Genomic DNA, 25,220 nt, shown 5'->3' with positions numbered 1-25,220 from the left:
CCGTCTTCAGCCGCCTATGCCTGACATGTGGAAGGAGGCGGGGGGAAATGCCGCCCTCCCCTTCATCTCGTGCCCTGCGGGCTTCGCCTGCACGATATTCCGTATCTCCTGCCTGAGCAGGGTGTCGTCCCCGGCGGCCAAAAGCGGCCTCAGGTCCACCCCGTCCCCAGAGAAGAGACACCCCCGCGCCATTCCCGCAGCGGTGACCCTCAGGCGGTTGCAACTGCCGCAGAAGTGCCCGGTCATGGCGGAGATGATCCCAAGCGACCCTTGCGCCCCCCGCACCCGGAAGTTACTGGCAGGACCGGAATGCTCGCCCGGGGCCAGTTTCTCGATGAGGTAGCGCTCCGCGATCCGCTCCAGAACTTCCGAGCCCGGGATGGAGAAGGCGCGCCAGTTGCCCGAGTGGGTGGGCATGTACTCGATGAAGCGGACGTTGTAAGGGCGCTCCCGGGTCAGTTCCACGAAGTCCATGATCTCGCCGTCGTTGACGCCGCGCATCAGCACCACGTTGATCTTGTGCGGCGGAAAACCGGCTTTTTCCGCCGCCTCGATGCCGGAGAGCGCATCTGAGAGCTTCCCGCCGCGGGTGATCCTGGAAAAGGTTTCCGGCTTCAGCGAATCGAGGCTGATATTGAGCCGCTGCACTCCCGCATCCTTAAGCCCCCTGGCCATCTCTCCGAGCAGGATGCCGTTGGTGGTCAGCACCAGTTCCTGCAAGCCGGGGAGTCGCCCCAGCCGCGCCAGGAAAGGGAGTATCCCCCTGCGTACCAGCGGTTCACCGCCGGTGACCCGAATCTTGCGGATGCCGGCGGCAACCGCCTGCTCGGCGACCCTCAGCAGGTCCTCGAAAGAGAGGATCTCGTGGTGAGGGAGCATCTGTGCTCCCTTGGCCGGCATGCAGTAGCGGCAGCGCAGGTTGCAGCGGTCCGTCACCGAAAGCCGAAGGTAGTTGATGCGTCTGCCGTAGGAATCAATCAGAGACATGGTCCGCTCCTTGTAGCGAAAGTGGCTTCTTCACTTCGGAATGATCCGCCACTCCTCCGGCCCACTCCTCCCCCCGGAGGGGGGAGGTCGGGAGGGGGTGCTCCTAACCTCCCCCTCCCTAACCCTCCCCCTCCGGGGGAGGGGATTTACAACTTGAGGATGCGGGCCGCATTCCCCCCGAGGATCGCGGCGACACCTTCCGGCGGCAGCGGCAGTCCCGCTATCGCCTCCATGTTGTGGCGGATGCGCGGCATTCCGGGCCAGTCGCTGCCGAAAATTGTCTTGTCCGTATTGCGCGCCAGTTCGGGGAAGTAGGTCAAAAGCTTCGCGGGAGGAAGCCCGGAAAGCTCCATATAGACGTTTTTATGCAGTTTTGAGAGGAAGAAGGCGCGGTCGTACCAGAAGCCGCGTCCGGAGTGGGCCATGACAAGGTTCAACGAGGGGAAGTCGACCGCCACGTCGTCGAGGTGCAGGGGGTTGGCGTATTTCAGCCTGGTTCCCTTGAAGACCGAGGAACCGGTGTGGATGAGGACGGGGATGCCGAGTTCCTCCGCAGCCTGGTACAGGGGGTACATCCTCGGCTCGTTGAGGTAGTAGTGCTGGTAGCTGGGATAGAGCTTGATGCCCCGGAACCCTTCGCTTTCGACCTTACGGCGCAGTTCAGCGCCCAGGTCCGTATGCAGGTAGGGGTTCAGGTCGCAGAAGGGGATCAGCTTCTTCCTGCCGCGACAGAAATCACGCACCGAGTCGTTGCTGCACATGCCGGTGGTGACCGGGTTCAACTCGGCGAGGATGCAGGCATAATCCACCCCTTCTTCTTCAAGCAGCGCCTCGAAGGCGCCGGGGTCGTTGTAGCGGGCGACGTATTCCTCGTAGCCTCCCGGATGGGACTGCCGTATCCACTCCACGACCCAAGGGTGCATCGAGCCGTCGTACGACGCGAGGTGCACGTGGAAATCGATCCTCAAAGGTCGCGGTTTCTGCTCGCCCGGCACCGGCATGACGTTTCTCCCTTTCCTTTCAGACCCGCTCCACAATGGTCGCGATCCCCTGCCCAAGGCCTATACAAAGCGAGACGAGCCCGTAGCGCGAGCCGCGCCTTCTCATCTCGTGCACGAGCGTTGCGGTGATGCGGGCGCCGGTGGAACCCAGGGGGTGCCCGATGGCGATGGAGCCGCCGTTCACGTTGACCCTTTCCGGATCGATGCCGAGTTCCCTGATGCAGGGGATGGCCTGGGCCGCGAAGGCCTCGTTCAGCTCGAAGAGATCGATGTCGCCGATGGTAAGGCGCGCGCGCTCCAGGGCCTTCCTGATGGCGGGAATGGGCCCGAGCCCCATGTAGGAAGGATCGCAGCCGGCCACGGCGCTGGACACCACCCGGACCAGTGGCCGGTAGCCCAGCAGGCGCGCGCGTTCCGCTTCCATGAGCAGTACCGCGGCGGCGCCGTCGTTGATGCCGCTCGAGTTGCCGGCGGTGACGGTGCCGTCCTTTTTGAAGGCAGCGGGGAGCTTGCCGAGCTGTTCCATGGTGACGCCGGGGCGCGGGAACTCGTCCATGTCCACCAGAAGCGGCTCACCCTTTTTTTGCGGCACCCGAACCGGCACCAGCTCGTCGGCGAACTTTCCCGCCTCGTGGGCGGCGCTCCATTTCCTCTGGGTGGCGAGGGCGAATTCGTCCTGCTCCTGGCGCGTGATCCCGTAGCGCTGCGCCACGTTCTCCGCCGTGTCCCCCATCCCCTCCTTCGCGTACGGCTCTGTCATCCTGGGGTTGGTGAAGCGCCAGCCGATGGTCGAGTCGAAGACCTTCATGTCGCGGGAGAACGGGGAATCGGCCTTGGCGAAGACGAAGGGGGCGCGGGTCATAGATTCGGTGCCCCCGGCAATGAAGACGTCCCCCTCCCCCACCTTGATGGCGAGCGCCGCGGCGTTGATCGCGTTCAGCCCCGATCCGCAGAGGCGGTTGATGGTCTGGCCGCCGACGCTGTGCGGCAGGCCCGCGAGCAGCGCGGCCATGCGCGCCACGTTGCGGTTGTCCTCGCCCGCTTGGTTGGTGCAGCCGAGGATGACGTCCTCAATCAGGGAGGCGTCGAGCCGGTTGCGCTGGACCAGTTCCGAGATGCACAGCGCCACCAGGTCGTCCGGCCTCACCTTTCCCAGCGCACCGCCGAACTTCCCCACCGGGGTCCTCACCGCATCGATAATCACCGCTTCACGCACATGAACCTCCATGCCTGCTGGAGTTCGCTCCGGCAGGGCCAGCTTTTAATCCGTTCATTCCAGTTATGTCCGCAAGTCCCATCGCCCCACCGGCGTCCATCCCCTCTCCCGCCGGGAGAGGGTGCCCGAAGGGCGGGTGAGGGCGCTGGCCAAAGCAACATCCTGCTACCTTGCGACGCCCTCCCCCCTGCCCCTCTCCCACGGGGAGAGGGGTGGCGGACGTTTAGATGTACTGCCCCGAATCCACCCGTATCACCTCGCCGGTGATCTTTCCGGCCGCGTCCGAAAGGAGGAAGGCGACAGCATTGGCGATGTCCTCGGGCTTCGCGAGGTCCGGCAGCAGGCACTCGTTCCTCGCCTTGTCGAGGATCTCCGCGGGGAGGGCGAGCGCCATGTCGGTCAGTACCATGCCCGGCGCCACCGCGTTCACAGTCACCCCCTTGGGCCCCAGCTCGCGCGCCAACGTCTTGGTAAGCCCGATGAGTCCCGCCTTGGAGGCCGAGTAGTTGGCCTGCCCGAACTTGCCGCGGATGCCGTTAATCGAGGTGATGTTCACGATGCGGCCGTAGCCGGCGTCCCTCATCCCCGGAGCGAAGGCCCTGACTACGTTGAAGGCTCCGGTCAGGTTCACCCCGAGCACGGACTGCCACTCGTCGTCCGACATCTTGAAGACGCTGCGGTCGCGGGTGATGCCGGCGTTGTTGACCAGAAGGGTCACCTGGTCCGGGATGGCGGCCACGGCGGCCGAGACGCTGGCGGGGTCCGTGATGTCGACCTTGTGGAACTGGTAGTCCCCTCCCGCTTCACCCTCGGCCACATCGAAAACGTGCACCTTGGCGCCGTGTTGCAAAAGCGTGCGGGTGATGGAAAGGCCAAGTCCGCGCGCGCCTCCGGTAACCACCGCGGTCCGTCCCTTGAAATTCAGAAAGCTGCTCATGTCGCCCCCTATAAAGCTGTAGGATAGGACTCCCCAGCCAGGCGTGTTCCCTCGAAGGGACCAAGCACGGCATCACGTCCCCCCCTTTGCGAAGGGGGGACAGGGGGGATTTAGGTCTGTGTACTATTTTGGACTCCGGGGGATTGCCGCCTGTCCGAGAGAACGGCAATCCCCCGTCCCCCTTGCGGGGGTGGAGTTCCTTAGCGCACGGCTAACGGTCGAGCCAGGTCGGCTGGCGTTTCTCTACGAAGGCCATCAAGCCTTCGACCGAATCGTGCGTCTTCATCATCTCTTCCAGGTAAAGCTTCTCAACAAACTCGATCTTAGCCCGCACCCGCTGCGCGAACTGGCTGCGGGCGGCCTTGACGGCGAACCTCAGGGTGCTCGCGCTCACCGGAGCCAGGTGCTTGTCGAAGTAGTCGTAGGCGGCCTGGTCCGGGTCCTCCGCGACCACCGACACGAGCCCCATGAGCAGCGCCTCTTCCGCGCTCACGCTGCGGCCGGAGAACAGGAGGTCCTCCGCCTGCGCCTGCCCGATCCGCTCCGGCAAGAGGCAGGAGGCCGCGGGGGCGAAGACGGCAAGCTTTATCTCCGGCTGCCCGAGCTGCGCATTGGGAGCGGCGAAGATGAAGTTCCCGGCCGCGACGACCTCGAGCCCCCCACCCAGGCACTGCCCGCGCACCGCCACCAGGACGGGCACCGGGCTCTCCACGAGCTTCAGCACCAGTGCGTGCAGCGATTTGAGCATCTGGGCGCAGGAGTCGGGCATGTGCTCGTCGACGCTGGCGCCGAAGCTGAAATGCGGCCCCTCAGCGGTCAGCAGGACGCCCCTCAGCTCCGGGCGGACAAGGTACTCGTCCAGGGCGGCTTGCAAGGCGGCGATCATGGCCGCATCGACGATGTTCGCCTTGGGACGCGCCAGGGTGAGTTTCAACAGCCGGCCGTCGCGCTCGAGGCTCACCTTGAGCGGGGACTCGGCCGGCGCCGTCATGGTCTGTGCGGCTGCGGCGGCCTGGCTCATTGCACACCTCCCTGCGCGCCGGGGACCAGGATGGCGCGCCTGGTGAGCTTGTGCGCGTGCGCGGAGGCGAAGACCTCGTTGATGTTGTCCAGCGGATGCTTCTCGATGAAGGGGACCAGGTTGACCTTGCCGTCGAGGACCAGGTCGAGCGCGGCCGGGTAGAGCTCCGTGAGACAGCCCCAGTTGCCAAGGGCCCGGGCATGGAAGGCCATCAGGTTGGAGAGGCGCAGCTCGATCTTGTCCATGGTGAAGCCGACAACGGAGAGGGTGGCGCCGTAGGTGAGCAGACCAAAGGCGGTGTCCTGCCCGGGTGCGCTCCCGGAGCACTCGAAGATCTTCCAGCAGGTCTCCTTGAGCCCCTTCTCCTTGACGAAGGCGTTGATGGCCTTCTTGAGCTCCTTGCCGGCGATCTCGCGGGAATTGAGGGTGAGCGCGGCGCCGTGCTGCGCCATGTTGTCCAGCTTCACCTGGTCGACGTCGATGGCGATCACCGTCGCGCCGAGCGCGTTGGCCACCTGGACCGCGTAGCCGCCTACCCCGCCGACGCCGATGACGATGGCGACATCCCCCGGCTGCACCTCGGCCTGGACCGCCGCCTGGTACGGCGTGGTCACCGCGTCGGCGACGACGGAGATGTCGGCGAGGGTGAGACCGGAGGCGGCGAGACGCTTCTCGTCCACCGGGCAGAGGGTCTTGGCCGGGACCACGATGTGCGAAGCGAAGCCGCCGTGGATGTCGTTGCCCGGCATCTGCTGCGCGCGGCAGATGGTGCCGTGGCTGGAGAGGCAGAGGTCGCACTCGCCGCAGGGCATGACCGCCGGGATGAGGACCGCCTTGCCCATCCAGTTGCCGGCGCCGGCACCGGTAGCCACGACGCGGCCGGAGATTTCGTGCCCCAGCGTGAGCGGCGCGGGATGGTTGAAACGGACTCCGCTGTAGTAAAAGCCGAGGTCGGTGTGGCAGACGCCGCAGCCGGCAACCTCGACCACGACCTCACCGGCTCCCGGGGTCGGGGTGAATTCGCTCTTCGCCATAGGTTCACCAACGGCCATCATAGACCAGCGATACGCTTGCTTGGACATAAAACCTCCTCTTTCAGTAGTGGCTGTCCGGTGGTATACGGATCAGCAAAACTTTGTTTTGTGTAAATAGGTACCACAATACCAATTTAGGTGTCAAGCCGATTTCTGCAAATATTTTTCCGATACCGGCGCCGGCAGGGGCGGTGGCATTAAATTACTGAGTAGCGACAATCTTCCGCTAATGCCCTCTCCCTCTGGGAGAGGGTGCCCGAAGGGCGGGTGAGGGAGGTGCCACGAAGCGGGATCATCGCCTATTGCAGCGCCCTCACCCCAGCCCTCTCCCGGAGGGAGAGGGGGACGGGCATCTTGGCGGTAGATCATCGTTTCTGAGAAAGTTGCTCAAGCGTCCCCGCCCTCCGGAGGGGAGGGCTCTTTCTCACCGACAAAACACCACTGCAGGCGGGGTCGGGGGCTAATCAGGTTAAATTATTGATCTACTGAGGGTATGAGGCAGCGATTGGAGGGACGAGAAGAGCGGACAGCTGTTTTTTGAGGACTTCCACCCTCACCCTTCGAAACGGTATTCCATGTGGAAGTAGCCGCTTTCCTGGGAGAAGACGAGCGAGTGCCCGAGCTCGCGGTGGTAGCGGAGCATCGCCTCGTTGTTCGGCAGTATCTCGGCCTGGAACCCCTCAACGCCGCGCGATCTTGCGTACAACTCGAGCCGGCGCATGAGATGGCGGGTGATCCCAAGGCGGCGATAATCCTCGTGCACGACTACGGCCGTTTCAGCCATGGCTGTGCGCGGATTCACCGCGTAGCGCGCGACGGCCACCATTCTCTCGATCCCCTCTTGGCGGTCGAACACCGCCAGCGCCATGCGGCTGTCGTAGTCGATGCATACGAGCTTCGCCGCCTCACGGTGCGCCATCTGCACCTTGCTGCCGAAGAACCGGTTGTACACGCTCTCGGGGTCGAGGCTGTAGAAGAACTCCTGCAGCAGGCGCTCATCGACGGCCTTGAGCGGGCGCAACTGCAGCTCCCTTCCCGCGAAGCTCCGGGTCTCTTCGCACTCCCTCGGGTAACGGTCCAGCGCCTGCTGCCACACCTGTTCGTCCTCGTAGACGTAGTGCTTGTTCTTGACGAATTCCAGCAGCTCACGCCGATAGTCGGGGTGAGCGATGGAGATGAGGGCAAGGGCCCGCTCCCGTATCGTCTTGCCGTGCAGGTAGGCGATGCCGTACTCGGACACGACGTAGTGGGCGTCGCCACGGCTGGTCACCACCCCGGTGCCGTCGTCGATGCGCGGCACGATGCGGCTCGCGCCGTTGTCCCTCCCCCGGCTCCGGATCGCGATCACCGGTTTGCCGCCGCGGCTCATGGCTGCGCCACGGGTGAAATCGACCTGCCCGCCGATGCCGCTGTAGAACTTGTAGCCGATGCTGTCCGCGCAGATCTGCCCGGTGAGGTCTACCTGCAGGGCCGAGTTGATGGCGACCACGCGGTCGTTGGCGCTGATCACACGAGGGTCGTTGACGTAGTCGGAGGGATGAAACTCGACCCCGGGGTTGCCGTCCACAAAGTCGTAGAGGGCGTGGCTGCCGATCACGAAGCTCGCCACGCTCTTGCCGGGATGGACCTTCTTCAGGCGGTTGGTGATGGTCCCCTGCTCGATGAGCGGCAAAAGCTGTTCGCTGAACATCTCGGTGTGGATGCCCAGGTCGCGCTTGTCGGCGATGAACTTGAGGACGGTACCGGGGATGGCGCCGATGCCGATCTGCAGGCAGCTGCCGTTTTCCACGAGCCTCGAGATGTGGTAGCCGATCTGCAGTTCCACCTCGTCGGGTTCCTTGGGCTCGGAGACGAGGATGGGGACGTCGGACTCCACGATGAGATCGATGCTGTCGAGATGAACGGCGCTGTCGCCGAAGGTGCGCGGCATGCGCGGGTTGATCTCGGCGATGACCAGCTTGGCCCGGTCCAGGGCGGCACGCTGAATGTCCACGTTGATCCCCATGCTGCAGTAGCCGTGACGGTCCGGGGGAGACAGCTGCAGCAGGGCGACCTGGTTCCCCCGCTGCCCCGAGCGGATCAGCTCCGGGATTTCGCTCAAAAATATCGGCGTGTAGTCGGCGCGGCCGTCACAGACCGCCTCACGGATCTGGCTGCTGATGAAGAATGAGTTGTGCCGCAGGTGCCCTGCATGATGCTTGGTGAAGTAGTCGGCGGTGCCGAAGGCGAGGAGCTGGATCAGCTCCAGGTCGTGAAAAGAACCGGCGTGTTTCACCAGCGCGGCCAGAAGCGTCTGCGGCACCGCGCAGCCGGACCCCAGAAAGATGCGCCACCCGGACTGGATATGCCGCACCGCCTCGTCGGCCGTGGTCAGCTTGTGCCGGTACTGCTCCATGAGTCGTGCCTCCATGCGCCCCTCCTTCCCCTTCAAACCTTTACAACCACCCCTCAGTTCGTTACACGGCAGCCGCGCCTTACATTAAAAATTAACGGCGTTAGTCCAGCACCAATCACAAATTATCCATATCTTTCAAAGCGATATAAGTTTTAACAAATCGCTACGACCAGTTGGCCCACCTACTGCAAAACATCATTTTACAAAAATCACACCCGCACCAAAAGGAGGCCACCATGCCGTACAGTCTGAACCTGCCGGATGCTTTCAACGCCGCCGATCATTTCGTCGACCGCAACGTGCGCGAAGGTAGAGGGGAAAAAGTGGCCGTACTCTGCGAGGACCGCTCCTTCACCTACGCCGACATTCAGGCCGGGATGAACCGGTTCGGCAACGCCCTCAAGTCACTCGGGGTCCGTATGGAAGAGCGCGTTTCCCTCCTGCTTCTCGACACCGAGGTGTACCCGCAGGCCTTCTTCGGGGCCATCAAGGCGGGGGCGGTCCCGGTCTGCCTGAACACCATGAACCGCACACAGGATTTCCAGTTCTACCTGAACGATTCGAGGAGCCGCGTGTTGGTGGTGGATGCGCCCCTTCTGGAACAGATCGAACCGATCCGCGGCAGCCTCCCCTTCCTCGAGCACGTCATCGTGGTCGGCCAGCGCCAAGGCGGGGGGCAGCACACCCCGCACGCTGCCAGCTCTGCCGTCCAGACGCTGCGCCCGGCGGACCTCGACTTCGACGAGCTCCTGGCAGCCCATTCCGACCGGCTCGACACCGCTCCCACGTGCCGCGACGACGCCTGCTTCTGGCTCTACAGTTCCGGGTCGACGGGTTCCCCGAAGGGGACGGTACACCTGCAGCACGACATGGTGTACGCCGCCAGCACCTACGGGATAAAGGTCCTCGACATCAGGGAGGACGACGTCTTCTTCTCGGCCGCCAAACTCTTCTTCGCCTACGGGCTCGGCAACGGCATCTACTTCCCGTTCCACGTCGGCGCCACCGCCGTCTACCTCCCCCAGAGGCCGACTCCTGAACAGGTTTATGCCACGGTGCGCCGGCACCGCCCCACCCTCTTCTTCGGGGTCCCCACCCTGTACGGGCAGATGCTGGAACAGGAAGGGACCATGCCGGGCGTACGCCTTTGCGTCTCAGCCGGAGAGGCGCTCCCCCCCGCCTACCTGCACCGCTGGAAGGCCCGTTTCCAACTCGACATCCTGGACGGCATCGGCTCGACCGAAATGGCGCACATCTTCGTCTCCAACCGCCCCGGCGAGATCACCCCGGGAAGCTCCGGGAAGGTGGTTCCGGGTTACGAGGCGCGCATCGTCGATGAGAGCATGCACGACGTCTCCCCCGGCGAGATCGGGACCCTGCTGGTCAAGGGGGACAGCGCCGCGGCCTATTACTGGAACAAGCACGGCAAGACCAGCGAGACCATGATGGGGCAGTGGCTGAACACCGGCGACAAGTATTACTGCGACCATCAGGGGTACTTCTTCTGCGCCGGCCGCTCCGACGACATGCTGAAGGTGGGGGGCATCTGGGTCTCTCCCAACGAGGTGGAGGCGTGCCTCATCGAGCACCCCGACGTCCTTGAATGCGCCGTCATCGGCGCCTGCGACGAGGACGACCTGGTGAAGCCGATGGCCTTCGTGGTGCTGGGCCCGGCCAAGGAGCCCTCGGAACAGGTGGAGACGGAACTGAAGGAATTCGTCAAGTCGTCCCTCGCCCTTTACAAGTACCCACGCTGGATCCGTTTCATGGACGAGCTCCCGAAGACCGCCACCGGCAAGATCAAGCGCTTCGAGCTGCGCAACCTGCTGCAGCAACAACAGGCCGCCTGAGAGCGGCTGCCAACCAAAAGGAGGGCCACGTGCTCCAGAAAAGAATTCTGTTACCTGCAATGCTGCTTCTGGCCGCCCCGGCACTGGGGCAGGAACTCGCCCCGGCGGCGGTACCCGGCTACAACTGCGACTTCAACCCCTCCTGCGAGGTGGCCCCCGGCTTCTACGGAAAGATGGCCTCCCCGGTGCTGAGCAAGTTCAACATGAGCTTCGGCGGTATGGTGAAGCTCGACTACGTCCACAACTCGGTGAACCTCGGCTCCAACGGCGCCCTGGCGACCCTGCAGCAGGGTGGCATTCCCAAATCGAGCTCGCCCGCAGGGCAGCAGGACCAGTCCATCTTCACTGCGCGCCAGTCGCGCCTGTGGTTCAAGGTAGCGGGCCCGCCGGTGCTGGGCGCCAAGACCTCGGCGCTGGTGGAGGTCGACTTCTACGGCGCCAACGGCACCAACGAATCCGGAAACCTGAGGATGCGCCACGCCTACGGGACCATGGACTGGGACAACACCCAGCTTCTGTTCGGCCAGTACTGGGACAACTTCGGCGTCGCCTCCGCCTCCACCCTCGACTTCGGCCTGGGGGCCACCGCCGGCAACCCGCAGCAGCCGCGCGTGGCGCAGATAAGGGTCACGCAGAAGGTGAAGCTTTCCGAACAGGACCTCCTGAAGCTGAGCCTCTCCGTGCAAAACCCGGTGCAGGACTCCAACCAGCAGACCGGCACCGCCACTGACAGTTGGGGAGGGATGGTGAACGGCGCCGGGCAGGCCATGCTGGTGAGTAAACGTCTCGGCGTCGCCCCGGGCTTCTGGGGGCTCTCCATGAACCCGCTGCAGACCGGTTTCTTCGGCCTGTACGGCCGGGAGGACGTGGGTGGCAACAGCCGGAGCCTCGACTCCTGGGGGTACGGCGGCTACCTGTTCGTGCCGGTACTGCCCTCGAAGGACGGCAAAAGCCGCGCCAAGACGGCGAGCTTCGAGGCCCAGGCGTACCAGGCGGCCAACATGTCCTTCAACTACGCCACCGCCACGCCCCTCACCGGCCCCGCCGGGGACAAGAGACCCGCCAAGGGGTACGGCTTGTTCGGGCAGGGGATCTTCTATCCCACCCAGGACCTGGGCGTCACCGCCGGCTACGGCAGGCGCAGCGCCTACGACAACGACAGCTACGCCGGGATTGCCAACTACCAGAAGTCGAGCTCGCAACTCTTTGCCAACGTATCCTACGACATCAACGCCGCCATCCGCTTCGGCGCCGAATACCAGCACCTCGACACCCGTTACGGCAACAACACGGCGGGGAGCTCCGACACCGGAATGGCCAACGTCTACCGCCTCTCCGCCTTCTACTTCTTCTAATTCACGCCCTAAAAAGGAGAATCCCATGGAGCAGTACACGACAAAGAGGCTGTTCAAAAGCCAGCTCGGGACCGGCGCCGCCGCCCTCGCGCTCAGTTTTACCGTGGCCATGCTGATCTGGCCCGCCTGGTCCCTCACGATCAAGGCTCTTTACCTGGATCTCGCCGCGGAGGGGCTCGCCGCCGCCGACCCCAAAACCGCCGGCAACCTGATCGGCGCCGTTGCTCGGGGCACCTTCTTCTGGATGGTGATCAACACCTGGATCTGGCTTACCCTGGTCATGGGAAATCACGGCAAGAGCGCCCTCACCACGCGGCAGCCCTGGACCGGGATCGGCTACACCCTGGTGGCCTGGAGCGCGGGAGTGGCCGGCTTCACCGCCCTGATCGGCTTTCTCGGGATCTGGTGGAAACCATTCAGTTTCGCCATCATGTTCACCCCGGGATCCGCACAGGAAGTGCACCTGGCCGTCGAGGCATGGGAAGCCTCAAACTTCTATGCGCTGGCCGTGATCGTGGCCCAGATCCCGCTGGTCTCGCTGTTCCAGAAGTGGCCCTTCGCCGGCAGGGGTGAAAAGCCCTTCGAGAGCTGGGCGACCCTTGCCCTGGGTACCGCCCTTACCTGGATCGCCTGGATGGCGATGATCGTCCCGAGCTGGATGAAGCTCGCCATCGGCCCGGAGCAGATCGTCACTCCGCCCTTTGGCACCTGGCCCGCCTTCGCCGCCTTCTGCCAGGCCTACGTCATCTTCGCCATCATGCCGGTGGAGGGGGGCGAGCTCTACCCGATGAAGCTGTTGGCGAAGAAGCAGCCCCTCATGGGGATCTGCGGCTTCGCCATCGCCCTGGCCGCGGGGTTTGTCATGCCGCCCCTCATCAAGAGCATCATCGTGCCGCTCAACCTGGCGCCGGGGCTCCCCGCCGACGTCGTCGTCGCGTCGCTGGAGCTCTCCGTGATCGTCTTCATGCTGGCCTGGCATCACCTCTTCGACGACTACCCAAGCGCCGCGCTGGTACCGGGGACCGGTGCCAGGATACTGTGCCGCATGGCGGCCTGGTTCGGCGGCGGGACGCTGTACGGGGTCGCCTGGCTGAAGAGCTTCAAGCTGATACCTTACGGTGCCAACGATCTCGGCATGGGGATCCCCCCGCTGGGGGTACTGGCCGGGCAGTTCGCCCTGCTCATGACCCTGCTTTTCCTGAACACCTTCTTCGACAAGTGGCCGCTGGTGCGAAAGGTGCCCGAGCCGGCCTTGTCTCCCGCCGCAGTAGCAGGAGGAGAACCGGCCCAGCAGGGGAACTGCTGACCTATCTCCCGCGGTCAAGTCCCCCTTTGCGAAGGGGGATTTAGGGGGATTTGATTTTCGTCTCAGGAACAAAATCCCCCCTGTCCCCCCTTCGCAAAGGGGAGAACGTGGTAGGGGCATACCGCAGTTATTTACGCCGCCGGCTCTTCCAGACCGTACTCCTTGAGCCGCCGGTCCAGGGTCGGCCGGGATATCCCCAGTATCTCGGCCGCCCTTTTCTTCTCGTAGTTGGTGTACATAAGGACGTTCTCGATATGCTCCCGCTCCACCACGTGGAGAGGCTTCATCACCAGGGCAAGCCTCCCCTCTTCCCGTCCCCCCCAAAGGTGCAGCGATTCCGGCAATAAAACGTTGCTGCGGGACAAAAGTACGGCCCGGCGCAGCGCGTTCTCCAGCTCGCGCACGTTGCCTGGCCAGGAATGGGCCAGGATCAGGCCGAGCGTCTCCTGCGGTACCACATCCACGTTCTTCCCCGTCTCCTGCCTGATCTTGCCGAGAAAGAACCTGACCAGCAGCAGGATGTCGTCCTTGCGCTCCCGAAGCGGGGGCAGGTCGAGGCTCACCACGTTGAGGCGGTAGTAGAGGTCCTGGCGGAATTCGCCTGCCGCTACCAGTCCGGCGAGACCCTTGTTGGTCGCGGCCACCACGCGCACGTCGGCCTTGATGGTCTCCACCCCCCCGACCCGCTCGAATTCCCTTTCCTGGAGAAACCGCAACAGCTTCACCTGGATCTCATGGCTCACCTCCGAGATCTCGTCGAGAAAAAGCGTCCCCCCCTGGGCCAGCTCGAATTTGCCCGGCTTGGTGCGGTAGGCGCCGGTGAAGGCCCCTTTCTCGTGACCGAAGAGTTCGCTCTCCAAAACGGTCGGCGCCAGCGATGAACAGGCCACCGCGACGAAGGGGCGGTTGCGGAAGCTGCTGTTGAAGTGAAGCGCGCGGGCCACCATCTCCTTCCCGGTCCCGCTCTCGCCCTGGATCAGCACGGTGGCCCGCGAATCCGCCACCGCCCCGATCACCTTGTAGACCTCCTTCATGGCCAGCGAGCGCCCCACCATGATGTTCGGTTCGAAAGGGGGATCGGGCGAATCGCAGAAGGCGACGCCGCTTTTGGAGAGCGCACTCATCTGGAAGATGCGGGCGATGACCTTGTCCAGCAGGTCGAGGTCCACCGGCTTACCCAGGTGGTCGATGGCGCCCAGACGTATCGCCTCGATCGCAGTCTGCATGTCGTCGTAGGCCGTCACCATCACCACCGGCAATTCCGCCCTGCGTTCCTTCATGAGCCTAAGCGCCTCGAAGCCGTCCACTCCTCCCAGGCGCAGGTCTAAAAGGACCAGGTCGATCCGGCTCTCTGCCGCGATCTCCACGGCCAGGCGGCCGTTTGCCGCTGTGACCACCGAGAAGCCTTCCTCGCCAAGGTGCAGCTCCAGGGTCCGCCTGATGGCTGCATCATCGTCCGCAATCAGAATGGTTTTCACGTGATGTCTCCGTTTGACGATGCAGTGCCTGCCGGGAGGGTTATGGTGAAGGTAGCTCCTTCGCCGGCTTCACTACGGACAGAAACCACGCCGCCATGGTTCACCACGATGGTCTGCAGGATAGAGAGCCCGAGCCCCCCGCCGGAAGGCTTGGTGGTGTAGAAGGGATCGAAGAGCTGCTCGCACTTGTCGCGCGTGATCCCGGGGCCGGAGTCCTTCACCTCGATCACGGTCTGCCCACCTCTGCCCAGGGCCGTTATCTGAAGGGAGCGCACATCGCATCCCTCCATCGCCTCCATGGCGTTCAGCACGAGGTTCAGCAGCACCTGGTGGATCTGCTCCGGGTCGCAAACCAGGTGCAAATCCGGCTCGACATTGGTGACCACGCCGATACCGCGGTCGTTGAGGCGCTGCGACATCAGTTGCAAGAGACGGCCTACCAGTTCCGCCACCGCTACCGGTTGCAGCCTGAGCGGCCGCGGCCGGGCGAAGTCCAGCACATCCTTGAGCAGGCGGTTCAGGCGCTTGATCTCCCCTTCCACGATGGAGAAGTTCTCGTACATGACCCCGGTCGGCTCGATCCTCTTGCGGATCATCTGCATGTTCATCCTGATCGCAGAGAGGGGATTGCGGATCTCGTGGGCGAGTCCCAGGGCGAGGTGCCCCGTCGCCGCCACCTTTTTCACCACCAGGAGCTCGTCGAAAGTGGACTTCAAGCGGGCGTGCGCCTCGCTGAGCGCACTGGTGTGCAGGCCGATCTGGGCGGCAAGGGTGCGGTTCCAGTAGTAAAACAGGGCGAGCAGGAGCGCCGCCACCGCAAGTATGGTCACCAGCAGCGTCATCGACATCGCCTCCTGGCGTTGCAGAAACGACGAGAGGAGCGCCGCCACCTCCCGCTCCGGGGTAGTCACCCCCACGATCCAGAGGCGGTTTTCCAGGCGCACCGGATGGTAGCTGACCAGCTTGCGGACCTGCAAGCGCGGGTCGGCAGGGTCCTCGAAGTCGTACCAGCCGCTGCCGGGTTTCCCCCCACCGGCGCGCCGCAGCAGGTCGTAGAGCCGCGGCCACCTGCGGCGCAGCGCCTGGTCAAAGGTCTGTCCGGCGATCCTGCCATTGGGGTCCACCAGCACGGTCCTCGTGGTGCTGTCCATGAGCCAGGCCTGGCCGTGCCTGCCTATTCGCACCGAGAGCACGTGCTTTCGGGCGAGCTTGTCGAAATCCACGGTGCAGGCGACTACGCCCTTGAATTCACCCCGGCGGCCGTAGATTCCCCGCGCGACCAGGAGTTCCTTTACGCCGCGGTTTCGTCCCCCCTCCATCCGCATGAACGGCGAGATGTAGAGCCGCCCCGGCTCCCGCTGTTCTCTCGCCCAGCGGTAGTACTCCCGCCAGGCATAGTTCCGCCCCAGCGTGAAGTGGTCCTGCGGTTCTATGGCCACGGCCACCCCGGTGCTGTCGAAAACCACCAGGTCGATGACCGGGGTGTCGAGCAGCGAGCCGTAGATCTTGCCCAGGCTGCTTTTGACCCGTTGCGCCCGCCCCTGGTCGACGCAGCCGCCCTCGAACAGGCCGGCTACCAACTCCAGGTTGCGGCGGAAGGTGGCGAACATCTCATCGAGGGAGTGCGCCGTGAGTTCGGCGACCAGGTACTGCTGCCGGTTGTACTGTTCGAAGAACCTGGCCCGCGCCTCGGCGCGGATCTCCTCGTTGGAGCGGCGGATGGTCACCAAGGCGCAGACCGTCAGACCTGCGATGAGCACGAGGACAGCCGTGGCCTTGAATCTGCGCAGAAAGGTCATCATGAAGGAAACCCTCTTGTAGCCGGGGGGGGCGGCCGTTACCAGCTGCGACCTAGTACAACCCCCTTCTCATCCGCTCCTGCATCATCTCGTGCATCCGCTCATCGACGTTCCCGGCGGTGATCCCAGCTTGGCGGCAGGTCTCCCGCACCGGTGCGACCCGTTCAGGGTGCTGGAGATCATCGAGCCGCTGCAGGTGCCCTGTCCTTTTCCCCACCTGATACAGCACTCGCTGTTCCGGCTCCAGCTCCATGAACTTCACGGGCACCGCGACCATGCGCTCCTTGCCCCCTGGAAAGGCGCCATTGATCTCCTGGAACAAGTTGAAGCCGTGGTCGCTTCTTACCGCGCTGGTGATGCCGTCAAGCCTTTCCAGGAAGGTGCGGATCTCCCGCGCCAGCACCAGGTCCGGCGCGGGACGGAAGCGTATGTGGCCGCCGTCCGGGAAAAGGTCCAAGCCGTCCCGTATGTGCAGTGCTCTGAAGCGGATGAAGTCCGGGTTGATGCGGTTGATGACATCGGCGCTCTCCCCGGCGTGCTCGTGGGAAAGCTCGGTCCCCCCGAGGCCGGCCAGGAAATACTCCGACAGTTCGATTCCCGCCCCCTTCACCTTGAGCCCGGCAACGACCTGGTCCTCCTTGGTCACTCCCTTGCGCACCAGTTTAAGCAGCGTCTCCGAGCCGGTCTCCATCCCCACGTGAATCCGGTTCAGCCCCGCCGCGGCGAGTTGCTTCAGGGCGGCATCAGGCGTGCGGGCGAGGCTCGCGGAGCGGGCATAGCAGGTGATCCGCTTAACGAGCGGAAACCTGTCCCGCAGGTGATGGAGGATCCGCAGCAGGTTATCGGGACGATAGGTGAGGCTGTCGGCATCCTGCAGGAACACCGACTCCATGCCGGAGCAGTACCAGCTCCAGGCGGCGAACACTTCCCGGTGCTCCCCCCGCAGGGACTGCGGCGGCGCACCCGCGGCGATCTCTTTGATCAAATGGTGGACGGTGTCGATGTCGCGGATGACATCCTCCACCGGGCGGATGGAGAACTTGCGCTTCTTGTAGAGGGAGCAGAAGGTGCAGCGGTTCCAGGGACAGTTCCGGTTCACGCGGATCAACAGGCTGTCGGCCTCGCTGGGGGGACGGATCGGGCCCTGCTCGAACCCGGTGTATGGTGGCATGGAAACCTCGCGGATTGTGGATTACCTGTTCAGCAACTCGACTGCCTGCCCATTGCCATCTTGTGACGTTCCTCGTTTAATAGCCGAACCTGGCCGAGATATCGGCGGCGCCCTGTTTCAACAGCGGCACCAGCTCCTGTTCCATCCGCTCCAGCGGAAAACGCTGCGAAGGCCCAAGGATGCTGAGAGCGCCTATGACGCGCGAGGTGTAGTCGCGGATGGGCGCCCCGACGCTGGCCACCCCCATGTTCAACTCCTCCATCTCCACCGCGTACCCCTGTTGGGCGATCACCCGCAGTTGGCGCTTCCAGCTTTGAGGATCGACGATGGTGTGCGGGGTATGCTTTTCAAACTTGTTGGTGGAGGCGTATTTGACGATGGCCTCCTCTGCGAAATAGGCCATGAGCGATTTACCCGGCGCGGTGCAGTATGCCGGCAAATGCACACCGAGAGCAGGTATGACGCGCAGGTTGTGATCACACTGCACAGCGTCGAGATTGATGACGCTGTAGTCGGCCATAATGGAGACACAGGCGGTCTCGTTGCAGGCACGCACAACCCGCTCCATCACCGATCTCGACCGTCCCAGCCCTCGCTGCCTGAAGGCGTTCTGGGAGAGTTCCACCGTCTTGGCCCCGAGTTGGAAGCGCTCGGTCACCGCGTCCTTGCTTAGGTAACCGCGCAGTTCCAATGTCGCCAGCAACCGGAATACGTTGTTTTTCGGTAGCTTGAGGCGCCGGCTCAGTTCGGTCAAGCCGACCTCATGATCATCCCCAAGGAACTGCTCCAGAACGTCCAGAGCCCGGCTGACGCTTCGGTTATAGTTCGTCTTTTCTCTAGCCCTTTTCATGATCCCTCTTCCTCTGCACTGCCCTCCGTACCTGTGGCAACCCTAAACTAGCAATATGGTACTTCAATACCACAATAAAATAAAGGTGTCAAATAGGTAGAGCAGGCATCATGCTCCAGGGATCTCGGACCACTATGAGAATCTTTGATACAGAACGGCGACCGAGTGGCGGCGGTAGTAGTGGCTCACGCGCCTGAAACCTTGCGACTCAACCAGTTGATCCAGTTCCAGATGCGAATAGGTCTTGATGCAGTTCGGGCATCTCTTGCCGTGCTCACAACTACTGCTGCAATCAGAAGACGTTTCCCGGCACCTGACTTCCACCAGCAGGTAACCGTCGGGACGCAGGTTGAGCACGATGTTCTTCAGATACCGGCTCTTCGCGGTGCCGTCCGGGATGATGTTCAGCACATAACTGGAGAGCACAAGATCAACGTCCAATAGCCCCCCCGCCAACTCGTCCACATCGAGAATCCCGGCGAGTTTTCTCGCGCTGGCCATTTTCATGATACGGGCTACCTGGACCGGCAGGTCCGCAGCGTAGACTCGAAAACCGGCCTCAGCCATGAAGGCGGAATTGCGCAGGGTGCCGGCACCGTAATCGAGGACCGAGCGCACCTCTTTCTTCCTGAAAAACTCCAGATATTTACTGACACTCAGTGCTGCTGTCGCCATATATGCTCCTGATACGGCGGTGACAGCGGATGTTCCGGTCACGGCCGCGGCTTGAGGGAAAGGGTTTTCCTGATGCGGGGCGGGATCTGTCTTGCACACGGGATGAGGGTGGAACAGTGCCCGCACGAACCGTAGTTCCAGGCGGAGAAGTGCTCCTTGTTGCCGTGAGTCTCGCAGCGCCCCGGTATCTTGCCGGTACTGGTTATCGCTCCCGTCGGGCAGCGCCTGATGCAGGCGTCACAACTCCCGTCGAAAGCGTAAAGACAGTAGTGGTAGACCTCTGTGTAAGGGCGCGGCGTCGGGGTGAGCTTCAGGTCGGTGATGACGCTGCAGAGGCGTCCGAGCGCCCCCTTTTCGGAGATGAAATTCTGGTGCAGTCCGAAGGTGCCCAGGCCCGCGGCGAAGGCGGTGTGCCGCTCGGACCAGAAGGGACGCCAGTCGTCGGAATCGTAGCGCGGATCGATGTTGGGCGCGATCGCCCTCCCCCCGTGGCGCTCGACGAAACGGATCAGGGAGCGGCGCACCACGTTCAGGAACTTCGAGCCGTTCCATTTCCCGGAGGAGAACTCGATGGCCGAGTAGCGCTGATCTTTCGTGTAGTGGTCGGTGATGTGCCCGGTGAAGGGGAGAAAGACGCTGATCACGGAACGAGCGCCGGGGAGCCATTCCTGCGGCAGGCGATGCATCGGCCCCACCACCTCCGGGTCCTGGAAGCGCTCGAAGAGCGGATCTGCGGCAGAGGCGACGCCGATCAAAGGGATGTCCCAGATGGGCGGGTTGTCGCCTTCGGGAAGCGCGTTGCGAAAATCGGTACGGACCAGGTGGGTGACGTGGCCCAGCACCTCCTCCAGCGCGACATCGTCGTTCCCCTCATCCTCCGCCATCGACGGAGCAATCGGGTCGGGAAGGTAGAAACCGGGATTTACGCCGTCGCGCCGGGCCGCATCGCGTGTCACCTGCTCCGGGTTCGCGTGGATAGATCCCTTGACGACAGGGGGATGATCGAAGGGCTTGCGGAATCCGGGAGGCGAGCCCTTGGTGAGATCGTAGGCCACCCAGATGTAGAGCTGCTCGCAGACCTCCTCCAGGAGCCGGGCCGCCAGTTCGGCCGGCGTCTCCCCTTCCTCCAGTTTGGTCGTTCCAGGTATCGCGAAGATCTCGCCCTCGATGAAGTAATAGACCTCCTGCCGCAGCGGTGCCGCAATGTTCCGGAGCGTCGCGGTCCGGTCGCTGGTGCGCACCGCAAGCACCTTGCGGGCATCGGGGCGGTAGCCGCGGTAGTTGACGCCCAGGATGTAATCGGTCAGCGCATCCAGCACCGACTGCCGGTCCAGTTTCCGCGGGTACGGCTCGCCCCACTTGGGGATCTCGTTTTCAAACAGGGACTTGCTGGTGTCGTTGTTAGCGCTCATCGGTTGCCTCGTCAGCGTTTGCCGGTCCAGTGCAGCACGCGGCGCTGCACCAGGTCGAAGATTTCCATGATCAGGATGATGACCAGCGACATGAAGAGCATGCCGGCCAGGACCTTCGGGTAGTCGGAGAAGTCCGCGTTGTACTGGATGAAGTGCCCCATGCCCGACTTGGCGCCGAACATCTCGGCGACGGTCAACAGAATGAAACTGAAGACCAGCGCCATGCCGGCGCCGCTGAAGATCATGGGAAGGGCGCCGGGGAGGATGACTTTGCGATACAGCCGGAAGCCGCCGAGCCCCAAGGTTCTGGCGTTTTCTATGTAGCGCTCCTCCAGATGAACCACGCCGTGAATGGTGCCCATCAGGATCGGCCAGAAGGCACCGGCGAAGATGATGAAGGCGGAGGAGAGCCAGAAGGTCGGCAGCACCGCGATGGCGTACGGGATCAGCATGGTGGGCGGAATCGGGCTCACCCCGCGAAAGACCGGCATGAGCAGCCCGCGCAGAAAGCTCGAGGAGCCCACCACCAGGCCGCCGCCGATGCCCAGCACCAGCGCCAGAAGGTAGCTCGGCGCCAGCATCCCCATGGAGTTGCCAAAGCCGAGAACCAGTTTGGGCAGCGACTTCGCGAACGCCGGCAGGATCTTGGAGAGCCCCGGGAAAAGCACCGGCTCGAGCCAGCCCGACCAGTCGGTGGCTGCCTCGAAGAGCAGCACCAGCAGCAGGATTACCGCCGCCGGTCCGCTGTATCTCTTGATCAGTTGTCCAACCATGACAGTCCGCCTCAGTTCTGGCGATCGAAGCGTTTCTTCGCCTCGCGGTAGAACTTGTCCTTGGGGTTGCGCCGCTGCAGTTCCTTCAGGGCGTCGCGGTAGAGGTCGACGTTCACGTAGCGGTTCAGGTCGATGTCACCTTCCACGTAGTCGATGCTTTTCATGTCGTGCCACATCCGGGTGACCCCCTTGCGGTTCGGGTCGGCATGGGTTTCCTGGTGCGGTTCCAGGGTGAACTCGCGGGCCATCTTGTCGTCGAGGTTCAGGTAGCGCTTGTTGACGTCGACGGCCAGCTCCGGCTTCTCGGTCTTGATCTTCTCGGCCTGCAGGATGGCCCTGAGGAAAGCGCGGTAGGTCTCGGGATCCTCCTTCACCGCCTTCCCCTTGGCCACGATGCGGCAGCAGGGGTGCTGCGGGAAGAAGTAGTTGCTCCAGCCGACCACCGCCACGCCGGACTCCTTGGCTTTCAACAGAATCGAGGAGGCGCCGATGCCGACGTCCGCTTTGCCCGCCTTCACGGCCTCCAGCACGGCTGCCGGGTTCTTCAGTTCGATGATCTTCACGTCCTTCTCGGGATCGAGACCGGCACGCTTCAAGGCGCCGCGCCAGACGATGTCCGCTGTGTAGATGCGCGGCGTGGCCACGGTCTTGCCGCGGAAGTCACCGATGGTCTTGATCTTCTGTGCCTTTTCCGGGAGCGCGATCACCGGGTGGCCACCGGAGAGGTGCCCGCCGATGATGGAGAAGTCGCTCCCCTTTGAGATGAAGGTGAGCGGGCCGGCAGTGCCGAAGGAGATGCCAATGTCGATCTTGCCGCTGTTGAGCGCGTTGAGCCCGTCGGAGGAGCTGGCGAACTGCACCAGTTCCACCTCGACGCCTTCCTTCTCGAACAGCTTCTGGTCCTGTGCCAGGAAGGTGAGCACGCTGCCCCCTCCCGGCGCATAGCCGACTTTCAGCTTGGTCTTGCCAACGGCAGCGTCAGCCTGCGCCGCCAATCCCAGGGCGGCAACAGCCACTACGAACAATCTTTTCCATGTGGATCTCATCTCGCGCTCCTTTTTCCTCTGCGGGAAATAAAAAAGGCCAGGCAGGTCCGGGTGTAATCACCGTACTTGCCTGGCCTCCAGTGTCTCTGGTCAGCCACCACTATTGAACTGTGGTGGCAAACATAACACCGGCTTTAGCTGGAGTCAATAATAAAAATATTAAGCCTATAAATTTTATAGTCTAAGGCTAAAGCCGCTGCCGGCAGTGCTCAAAAGGACAGTGCTTCCACGAAGACTTTGTCGAAATCCTTACAGTTTGCCAGCTCCACCACCTGAACCTGTTCGACCAGATCCCTCATCTCTTCGCGCGAGACGGCATTGAGAAGAAAGGCTTCCCCTCCGCTTTTGGCTGTGTTGCCGACAAAGCCGATGCGCCCGGAGGTCTCGGCCGGCAGCAACCCGATCGTGGTCAGGCTCTCGGCGGTCAGATGGTAGCCAAAAGAGCCGGCTATGAGAACCTGCTGCAGTTCCGCTACCGGTACCGAGGCCTCGTGCAACAGGAACTCCACCCCGGCCCGGATCGCCCCCTTTGCAAGCTGCACCTGGCGCACGTCCTTTTGCGTCAGCCAGACCTTGTCAGTCAGGAGAAAGGCTGGTTTACCGTCCCGCTCCACCAGGCGCTCGGCGAGCTTTTCCGGGATGCCGGCACTGTCGGGCTTGACGAACTTGCCGTTCTTCCCCACCACACCGTGGGCGACCAGTTCGGCGACGATATCCATGAGGCCGGAGCCGCAGATGCCGACGGCCTCGGTCCCGGCGATGGTCCGGATCTCCAGGGAGCCGTCGGGGTGGACGCTGCAGCGCTCGATCGCCCCCTCCCCTGCCCTCATGCCGAAGCGGATGTTCATCCCCTCGAAGGCGGGCCCAGCAGCGGTCGAGGTGGCCCAGATCTTTCCATCACGGCACAAGGCCATCTCGCCGTTGGTGCCGATGTCGACGAAGAGCACGGTTTCCTTGTTTTCGTGCAGCCGGACCGCCTGCAGCCCCGCGGTGATGTCGGCGCCGATGTAGCCTGAGATGATCGGGGGAAGGTAGACGAGCCCCCCGTGGGCGATATCGATGCCTGTTGCCTGCGCGGGAAGCCAGGCGGCGCAGGTGAGCGCAGAGGTGTAGGGATATCTGCCGAGCGGCGCTGGATCGACCCCGGCGGCCAGGTGCAGCATGCAGGTGTTGCCGCTGAAGATCACCTCGTAGATCCGGCTCCGGCTTACCCCTGATGCACCAGCGACCTGGTCGATGAGGGCATTGATCTCCCCGATGACGCCGCGTCTCAACTCCGCCAGCCCGCGCCCTTCCGACCCCATCTTGATGCGCGACAGCACATCCTGGGCGTGGCGGCTTTGCGGATTGAGGGCCGAAGCGGTAGCCAATTGGGTCCCTGACACCAGGTCTACCAACGCGACGACGAGGGTTGTGGTGCCGATATCGACAACCACGCCGTAGCTCTCGCCAGCGGTATCGCCCTCCTCTTCGGTCAACAGTGCTCCGCCGCCCAGCACGCGCGTTACGCCCAGATCCGACAGATACTCCTTGACGATGTGCGGGGCCAGGTCGACCACCGCAGCCTCACCGTGACTGGCAATCTTGAAACTGCGCAGGGAAGGCGCATCGTCAACCACAACCGTGATGTTGCCGTAAACCTCGGCCGCACAGGCCAGCACCTGCCCCCGTGCCCTTTCTCCGGCCGGAAGCTGGTGCGCACCTTTCTCAACCACCCTCTCCAGATCCTCAGAAGCGAGCGTCACCGCACACTTGCCGCAGACGACCGCGCCGTTGCAGGGGGAATCGATGGTCACTCCCGCGGTACGGGCGGCCTCCAGGATGGTGGAACCCTTGGGAACCGTGGCACGTTTATCGTCGGGGAGAAAGTGAATCGTTACCATCCGCGGCCTCCATCCTTCACCGTCTGGGTCATCGCCTGGATGTTCAGGATCGACGAGGCGGTGCTCAGCCCGCAGGCCGGAGAGATGATATCGATGCCGTCGCGCACCAGTCCTGCCGTGTGGCGCGAGACCTTGTCGGGTTCGCCGAGTTCCAGCAGGAAGGTGCTCAGGTTCCCCATGGTGGTGAGCTGCGGATATTCCTCTTTCAGGGCCTTCAAGTTCACGAAGGCGTCGGTGCTGATGGCATCGCTGTGCAGTTGCGGAATGGAGGACTTCACCGCCTTCATTTCGCCGCAGATATGCACCAGGACCGGGACACCGGTGGCGTGAATGCCGTCTATGACCTTGTTCAGGTAGGTCACGGCGTACTCCTGGAACATGCGCGGACCGAGAATCTCACCGGTGGCGGTCGGATCGCCGATGCAGATGGCGCTGGCGCCGCCGTCGACCAACAGGCGGGCGAACGAGATGAGGAAATCGCTCACGTAGTCGAGCACGCGGTGGGAATCTTCCCGCTTTTTATGCAGTTCCTTCAAAAAGTTCATGGGATCGACGATGGAGGCGGCGGTGCTGACCGGACCGGTAATGCTGCCGATGACGGGAACGTCCGGGTTGGAACGGCTCAAAAGGAGGGCCGCTTCGGCCACCTGGCGGATGCGCCCTGAGTCGAGCAGCTTGTCGATGTCGCGGAACTGTACCTGCGCGTTGGTGGCAAAAGGCTCGCGCGCGATCTTAGGCTCACAGGCGAGGGTGCCGAAATCGATCTCGCTCCCGAGGACTTCGGCCTCCACCGTCATGCAGAACGGGATGCCGAAGTTCTCGAACCCGGTGTCCTGGTTGACATCGGTGGCCAGCTCGGCCATCAGGTCTGACCGGAAGTGTCCTTCCGGCAGCGTATGGCCGGTGCGGTTCATCACGTCGACGATGGCAGCGTTCATCATGCCGCCGGTGCAGACGACCGGCGGGCGGTCGACCTTCTTCTTGGCCAGGGTATCGAGCAGCCGCTCTTTGGGGCTGAGGCTCATAGTGGT

General features: G+C 63.3%; 20 protein-coding genes. 3 read left to right on the top strand and 17 right to left on the bottom strand.

Features of this window, described 5'->3' with window-relative positions:
* Positions 1 to 6: 6 nt before the first annotated feature.
* The 7 genes from moaA to JFN91_RS04750 form a co-directional block, all read right to left on the bottom strand.
* Positions 7 to 987 carry a GTP 3',8-cyclase MoaA gene (gene moaA / locus JFN91_RS04780; protein WP_199388054.1) on the bottom strand — a complete coding sequence of 327 codons (981 nt, stop codon included), beginning with the start codon at positions 985 to 987 and terminating at the stop codon, positions 7 to 9.
* Between the two features lie 146 nt (positions 988 to 1,133).
* Complete coding sequence (locus JFN91_RS04775; RefSeq protein WP_199388053.1) at positions 1,134 to 1,988, bottom strand: amidohydrolase family protein; 855 nt, start codon at positions 1,986 to 1,988, stop codon at positions 1,134 to 1,136.
* Between the two features lie 19 nt (positions 1,989 to 2,007).
* On the bottom strand, positions 2,008 to 3,204 hold the full coding sequence (locus tag JFN91_RS04770; RefSeq protein ID WP_199388052.1) for a thiolase family protein: 1,197 nt from the start codon (positions 3,202 to 3,204) through the stop codon (positions 2,008 to 2,010).
* A 223-nt stretch (positions 3,205 to 3,427) separates the two neighbouring features.
* Positions 3,428 to 4,141 (bottom strand): 3-oxoacyl-ACP reductase FabG, encoded by a 714-nt coding sequence (gene fabG / locus JFN91_RS04765; RefSeq protein WP_199388051.1) that lies wholly within the window; start codon positions 4,139 to 4,141, stop codon positions 3,428 to 3,430.
* Positions 4,142 to 4,352: 211 nt separating this feature from the next.
* Positions 4,353 to 5,162, bottom strand: coding sequence for a cyclohexa-1,5-dienecarbonyl-CoA hydratase (locus JFN91_RS04760; protein WP_199388050.1), 810 nt, complete (start codon positions 5,160 to 5,162; stop codon positions 4,353 to 4,355).
* Positions 5,159 to 6,244 carry a 6-hydroxycyclohex-1-ene-1-carbonyl-CoA dehydrogenase gene (gene had / locus JFN91_RS04755; RefSeq protein ID WP_199388049.1) on the bottom strand — a complete coding sequence of 362 codons (1,086 nt, stop codon included), beginning with the start codon at positions 6,242 to 6,244 and terminating at the stop codon, positions 5,159 to 5,161. Before had ends, JFN91_RS04760 begins: the two co-directional genes overlap by 4 nt.
* A 505-nt stretch (positions 6,245 to 6,749) precedes the next feature.
* Positions 6,750 to 8,606, bottom strand: a complete 1,857-nt coding sequence (locus JFN91_RS04750) for a bifunctional acetyl-CoA hydrolase/transferase family protein/GNAT family N-acetyltransferase (protein WP_199388048.1) — start codon at positions 8,604 to 8,606, stop codon at positions 6,750 to 6,752.
* A 221-nt stretch (positions 8,607 to 8,827) separates the two neighbouring features.
* On the opposite strand from JFN91_RS04750, the gene JFN91_RS04745 reads away from it, so the two are divergent.
* From JFN91_RS04745 to JFN91_RS04735, 3 genes are read left to right on the top strand one after another with little or no spacing between them, the layout of a single operon-like run.
* Positions 8,828 to 10,441 (top strand): benzoate-CoA ligase family protein, encoded by a 1,614-nt coding sequence (locus tag JFN91_RS04745; RefSeq protein ID WP_199388047.1) that lies wholly within the window; start codon positions 8,828 to 8,830, stop codon positions 10,439 to 10,441.
* A gap of 59 nt (positions 10,442 to 10,500) precedes the next feature.
* Entirely contained in the window at positions 10,501 to 11,796 is a 1,296-nt protein-coding gene (locus JFN91_RS04740) for a hypothetical protein (protein WP_199388368.1), read from the top strand.
* 25 nt (positions 11,797 to 11,821) lie between these two features.
* Positions 11,822 to 13,102, top strand: coding sequence for a hypothetical protein (locus JFN91_RS04735; protein ID WP_199388046.1), 1,281 nt, complete (start codon positions 11,822 to 11,824; stop codon positions 13,100 to 13,102).
* Between the two features lie 131 nt (positions 13,103 to 13,233).
* Here the strand turns inward: JFN91_RS04735 and JFN91_RS04730 are convergent, their stop codons facing one another.
* The 10 genes from JFN91_RS04730 to JFN91_RS04685 form a co-directional block, all read right to left on the bottom strand.
* Positions 13,234 to 14,580, bottom strand: a complete 1,347-nt coding sequence (locus JFN91_RS04730) for a sigma-54-dependent transcriptional regulator (protein WP_199388045.1) — start codon at positions 14,578 to 14,580, stop codon at positions 13,234 to 13,236.
* On the bottom strand, positions 14,577 to 16,382 hold the full coding sequence (locus tag JFN91_RS04725; RefSeq protein ID WP_236014963.1) for a sensor histidine kinase: 1,806 nt from the start codon (positions 16,380 to 16,382) through the stop codon (positions 14,577 to 14,579). Before JFN91_RS04725 ends, JFN91_RS04730 begins: the two co-directional genes overlap by 4 nt.
* A 49-nt stretch (positions 16,383 to 16,431) precedes the next feature.
* Complete coding sequence (locus JFN91_RS04720; protein WP_199388044.1) at positions 16,432 to 17,550, bottom strand: radical SAM protein; 1,119 nt, start codon at positions 17,548 to 17,550, stop codon at positions 16,432 to 16,434.
* Positions 17,551 to 17,626: 76 nt separating this feature from the next.
* Positions 17,627 to 18,400, bottom strand: coding sequence for an IclR family transcriptional regulator (locus JFN91_RS04715; RefSeq protein WP_199388043.1), 774 nt, complete (start codon positions 18,398 to 18,400; stop codon positions 17,627 to 17,629).
* Positions 18,401 to 18,532: 132 nt separating this feature from the next.
* The gene (locus JFN91_RS04710) at positions 18,533 to 19,075 is read right to left on the bottom strand and encodes a class I SAM-dependent methyltransferase (RefSeq protein WP_199388042.1); all 543 of its coding nucleotides are present in this window, start codon (positions 19,073 to 19,075) and stop codon (positions 18,533 to 18,535) included.
* Between the two features lie 38 nt (positions 19,076 to 19,113).
* Positions 19,114 to 20,487 (bottom strand): epoxyqueuosine reductase, encoded by a 1,374-nt coding sequence (locus tag JFN91_RS04705; RefSeq protein ID WP_199388041.1) that lies wholly within the window; start codon positions 20,485 to 20,487, stop codon positions 19,114 to 19,116.
* Between the two features lie 11 nt (positions 20,488 to 20,498).
* Entirely contained in the window at positions 20,499 to 21,260 is a 762-nt protein-coding gene (locus JFN91_RS04700) for an ABC transporter permease (RefSeq protein WP_199388040.1), read from the bottom strand.
* 11 nt (positions 21,261 to 21,271) lie between these two features.
* Positions 21,272 to 22,306, bottom strand: coding sequence for an ABC transporter substrate-binding protein (locus JFN91_RS04695; protein WP_199388039.1), 1,035 nt, complete (start codon positions 22,304 to 22,306; stop codon positions 21,272 to 21,274).
* Positions 22,307 to 22,515: 209 nt separating this feature from the next.
* Entirely contained in the window at positions 22,516 to 24,189 is a 1,674-nt protein-coding gene (locus JFN91_RS04690; protein WP_199388038.1) for an ASKHA domain-containing protein, read from the bottom strand.
* Positions 24,183 to 25,214 carry a uroporphyrinogen decarboxylase family protein gene (locus JFN91_RS04685; RefSeq protein WP_199388037.1) on the bottom strand — a complete coding sequence of 344 codons (1,032 nt, stop codon included), beginning with the start codon at positions 25,212 to 25,214 and terminating at the stop codon, positions 24,183 to 24,185. The genes JFN91_RS04690 and JFN91_RS04685 overlap by 7 nt, the downstream gene beginning before the upstream one ends.
* Between the last annotated feature and the right edge of the window lie 6 nt (positions 25,215 to 25,220).

The organism is Geomonas anaerohicana (assembly GCF_016458305.1).
GTDB lineage: Bacteria > Desulfobacterota > Desulfuromonadia > Geobacterales > Geobacteraceae > Geomonas > Geomonas anaerohicana.
Note: the sequence above shows the minus strand (reverse complement) of the source record. Positions and strands in the feature narration are given on the sequence as shown.

Excerpts from the sequence above, each read along its gene's own strand:
- JFN91_RS04695 (WP_199388039.1), bottom strand. The coding sequence starts at position 22,306 with ATGAGATCCACATGGAAAAGATTGTTCGTAGTGGCTGTTGCCGCCCTG.
- fabG (WP_199388051.1), bottom strand. The coding sequence starts at position 4,141 with ATGAGCAGCTTTCTGAATTTCAAGGGACGGACCGCGGTGGTTACCGGA.
- JFN91_RS04685 (WP_199388037.1), bottom strand. The coding sequence starts at position 25,214 with ATGAGCCTCAGCCCCAAAGAGCGGCTGCTCGATACCCTGGCCAAGAAG.
- JFN91_RS04775 (WP_199388053.1), bottom strand. The coding sequence starts at position 1,988 with ATGCCGGTGCCGGGCGAGCAGAAACCGCGACCTTTGAGGATCGATTTC.
- JFN91_RS04715 (WP_199388043.1), bottom strand. The coding sequence starts at position 18,400 with ATGAAAAGGGCTAGAGAAAAGACGAACTATAACCGAAGCGTCAGCCGG.
- JFN91_RS04735 (WP_199388046.1), top strand. The coding sequence starts at position 11,822 with ATGGAGCAGTACACGACAAAGAGGCTGTTCAAAAGCCAGCTCGGGACC.
- JFN91_RS04720 (WP_199388044.1), bottom strand. The coding sequence starts at position 17,550 with ATGCCACCATACACCGGGTTCGAGCAGGGCCCGATCCGTCCCCCCAGC.
- JFN91_RS04750 (WP_199388048.1), bottom strand. The coding sequence starts at position 8,606 with ATGGAGGCACGACTCATGGAGCAGTACCGGCACAAGCTGACCACGGCC.
- JFN91_RS04740 (WP_199388368.1), top strand. The coding sequence starts at position 10,501 with ATGCTGCTTCTGGCCGCCCCGGCACTGGGGCAGGAACTCGCCCCGGCG.
- JFN91_RS04690 (WP_199388038.1), bottom strand. The coding sequence starts at position 24,189 with ATGGTAACGATTCACTTTCTCCCCGACGATAAACGTGCCACGGTTCCC.
- JFN91_RS04725 (WP_236014963.1), bottom strand. The coding sequence starts at position 16,382 with ATGATGACCTTTCTGCGCAGATTCAAGGCCACGGCTGTCCTCGTGCTC.
- JFN91_RS04710 (WP_199388042.1), bottom strand. The coding sequence starts at position 19,075 with ATGGCGACAGCAGCACTGAGTGTCAGTAAATATCTGGAGTTTTTCAGG.
- JFN91_RS04745 (WP_199388047.1), top strand. The coding sequence starts at position 8,828 with ATGCCGTACAGTCTGAACCTGCCGGATGCTTTCAACGCCGCCGATCAT.
- JFN91_RS04700 (WP_199388040.1), bottom strand. The coding sequence starts at position 21,260 with ATGGTTGGACAACTGATCAAGAGATACAGCGGACCGGCGGCGGTAATC.
- JFN91_RS04705 (WP_199388041.1), bottom strand. The coding sequence starts at position 20,487 with ATGAGCGCTAACAACGACACCAGCAAGTCCCTGTTTGAAAACGAGATC.
- JFN91_RS04760 (WP_199388050.1), bottom strand. The coding sequence starts at position 5,162 with ATGAGCCAGGCCGCCGCAGCCGCACAGACCATGACGGCGCCGGCCGAG.
- moaA (WP_199388054.1), bottom strand. The coding sequence starts at position 987 with ATGTCTCTGATTGATTCCTACGGCAGACGCATCAACTACCTTCGGCTT.
- had (WP_199388049.1), bottom strand. The coding sequence starts at position 6,244 with ATGTCCAAGCAAGCGTATCGCTGGTCTATGATGGCCGTTGGTGAACCT.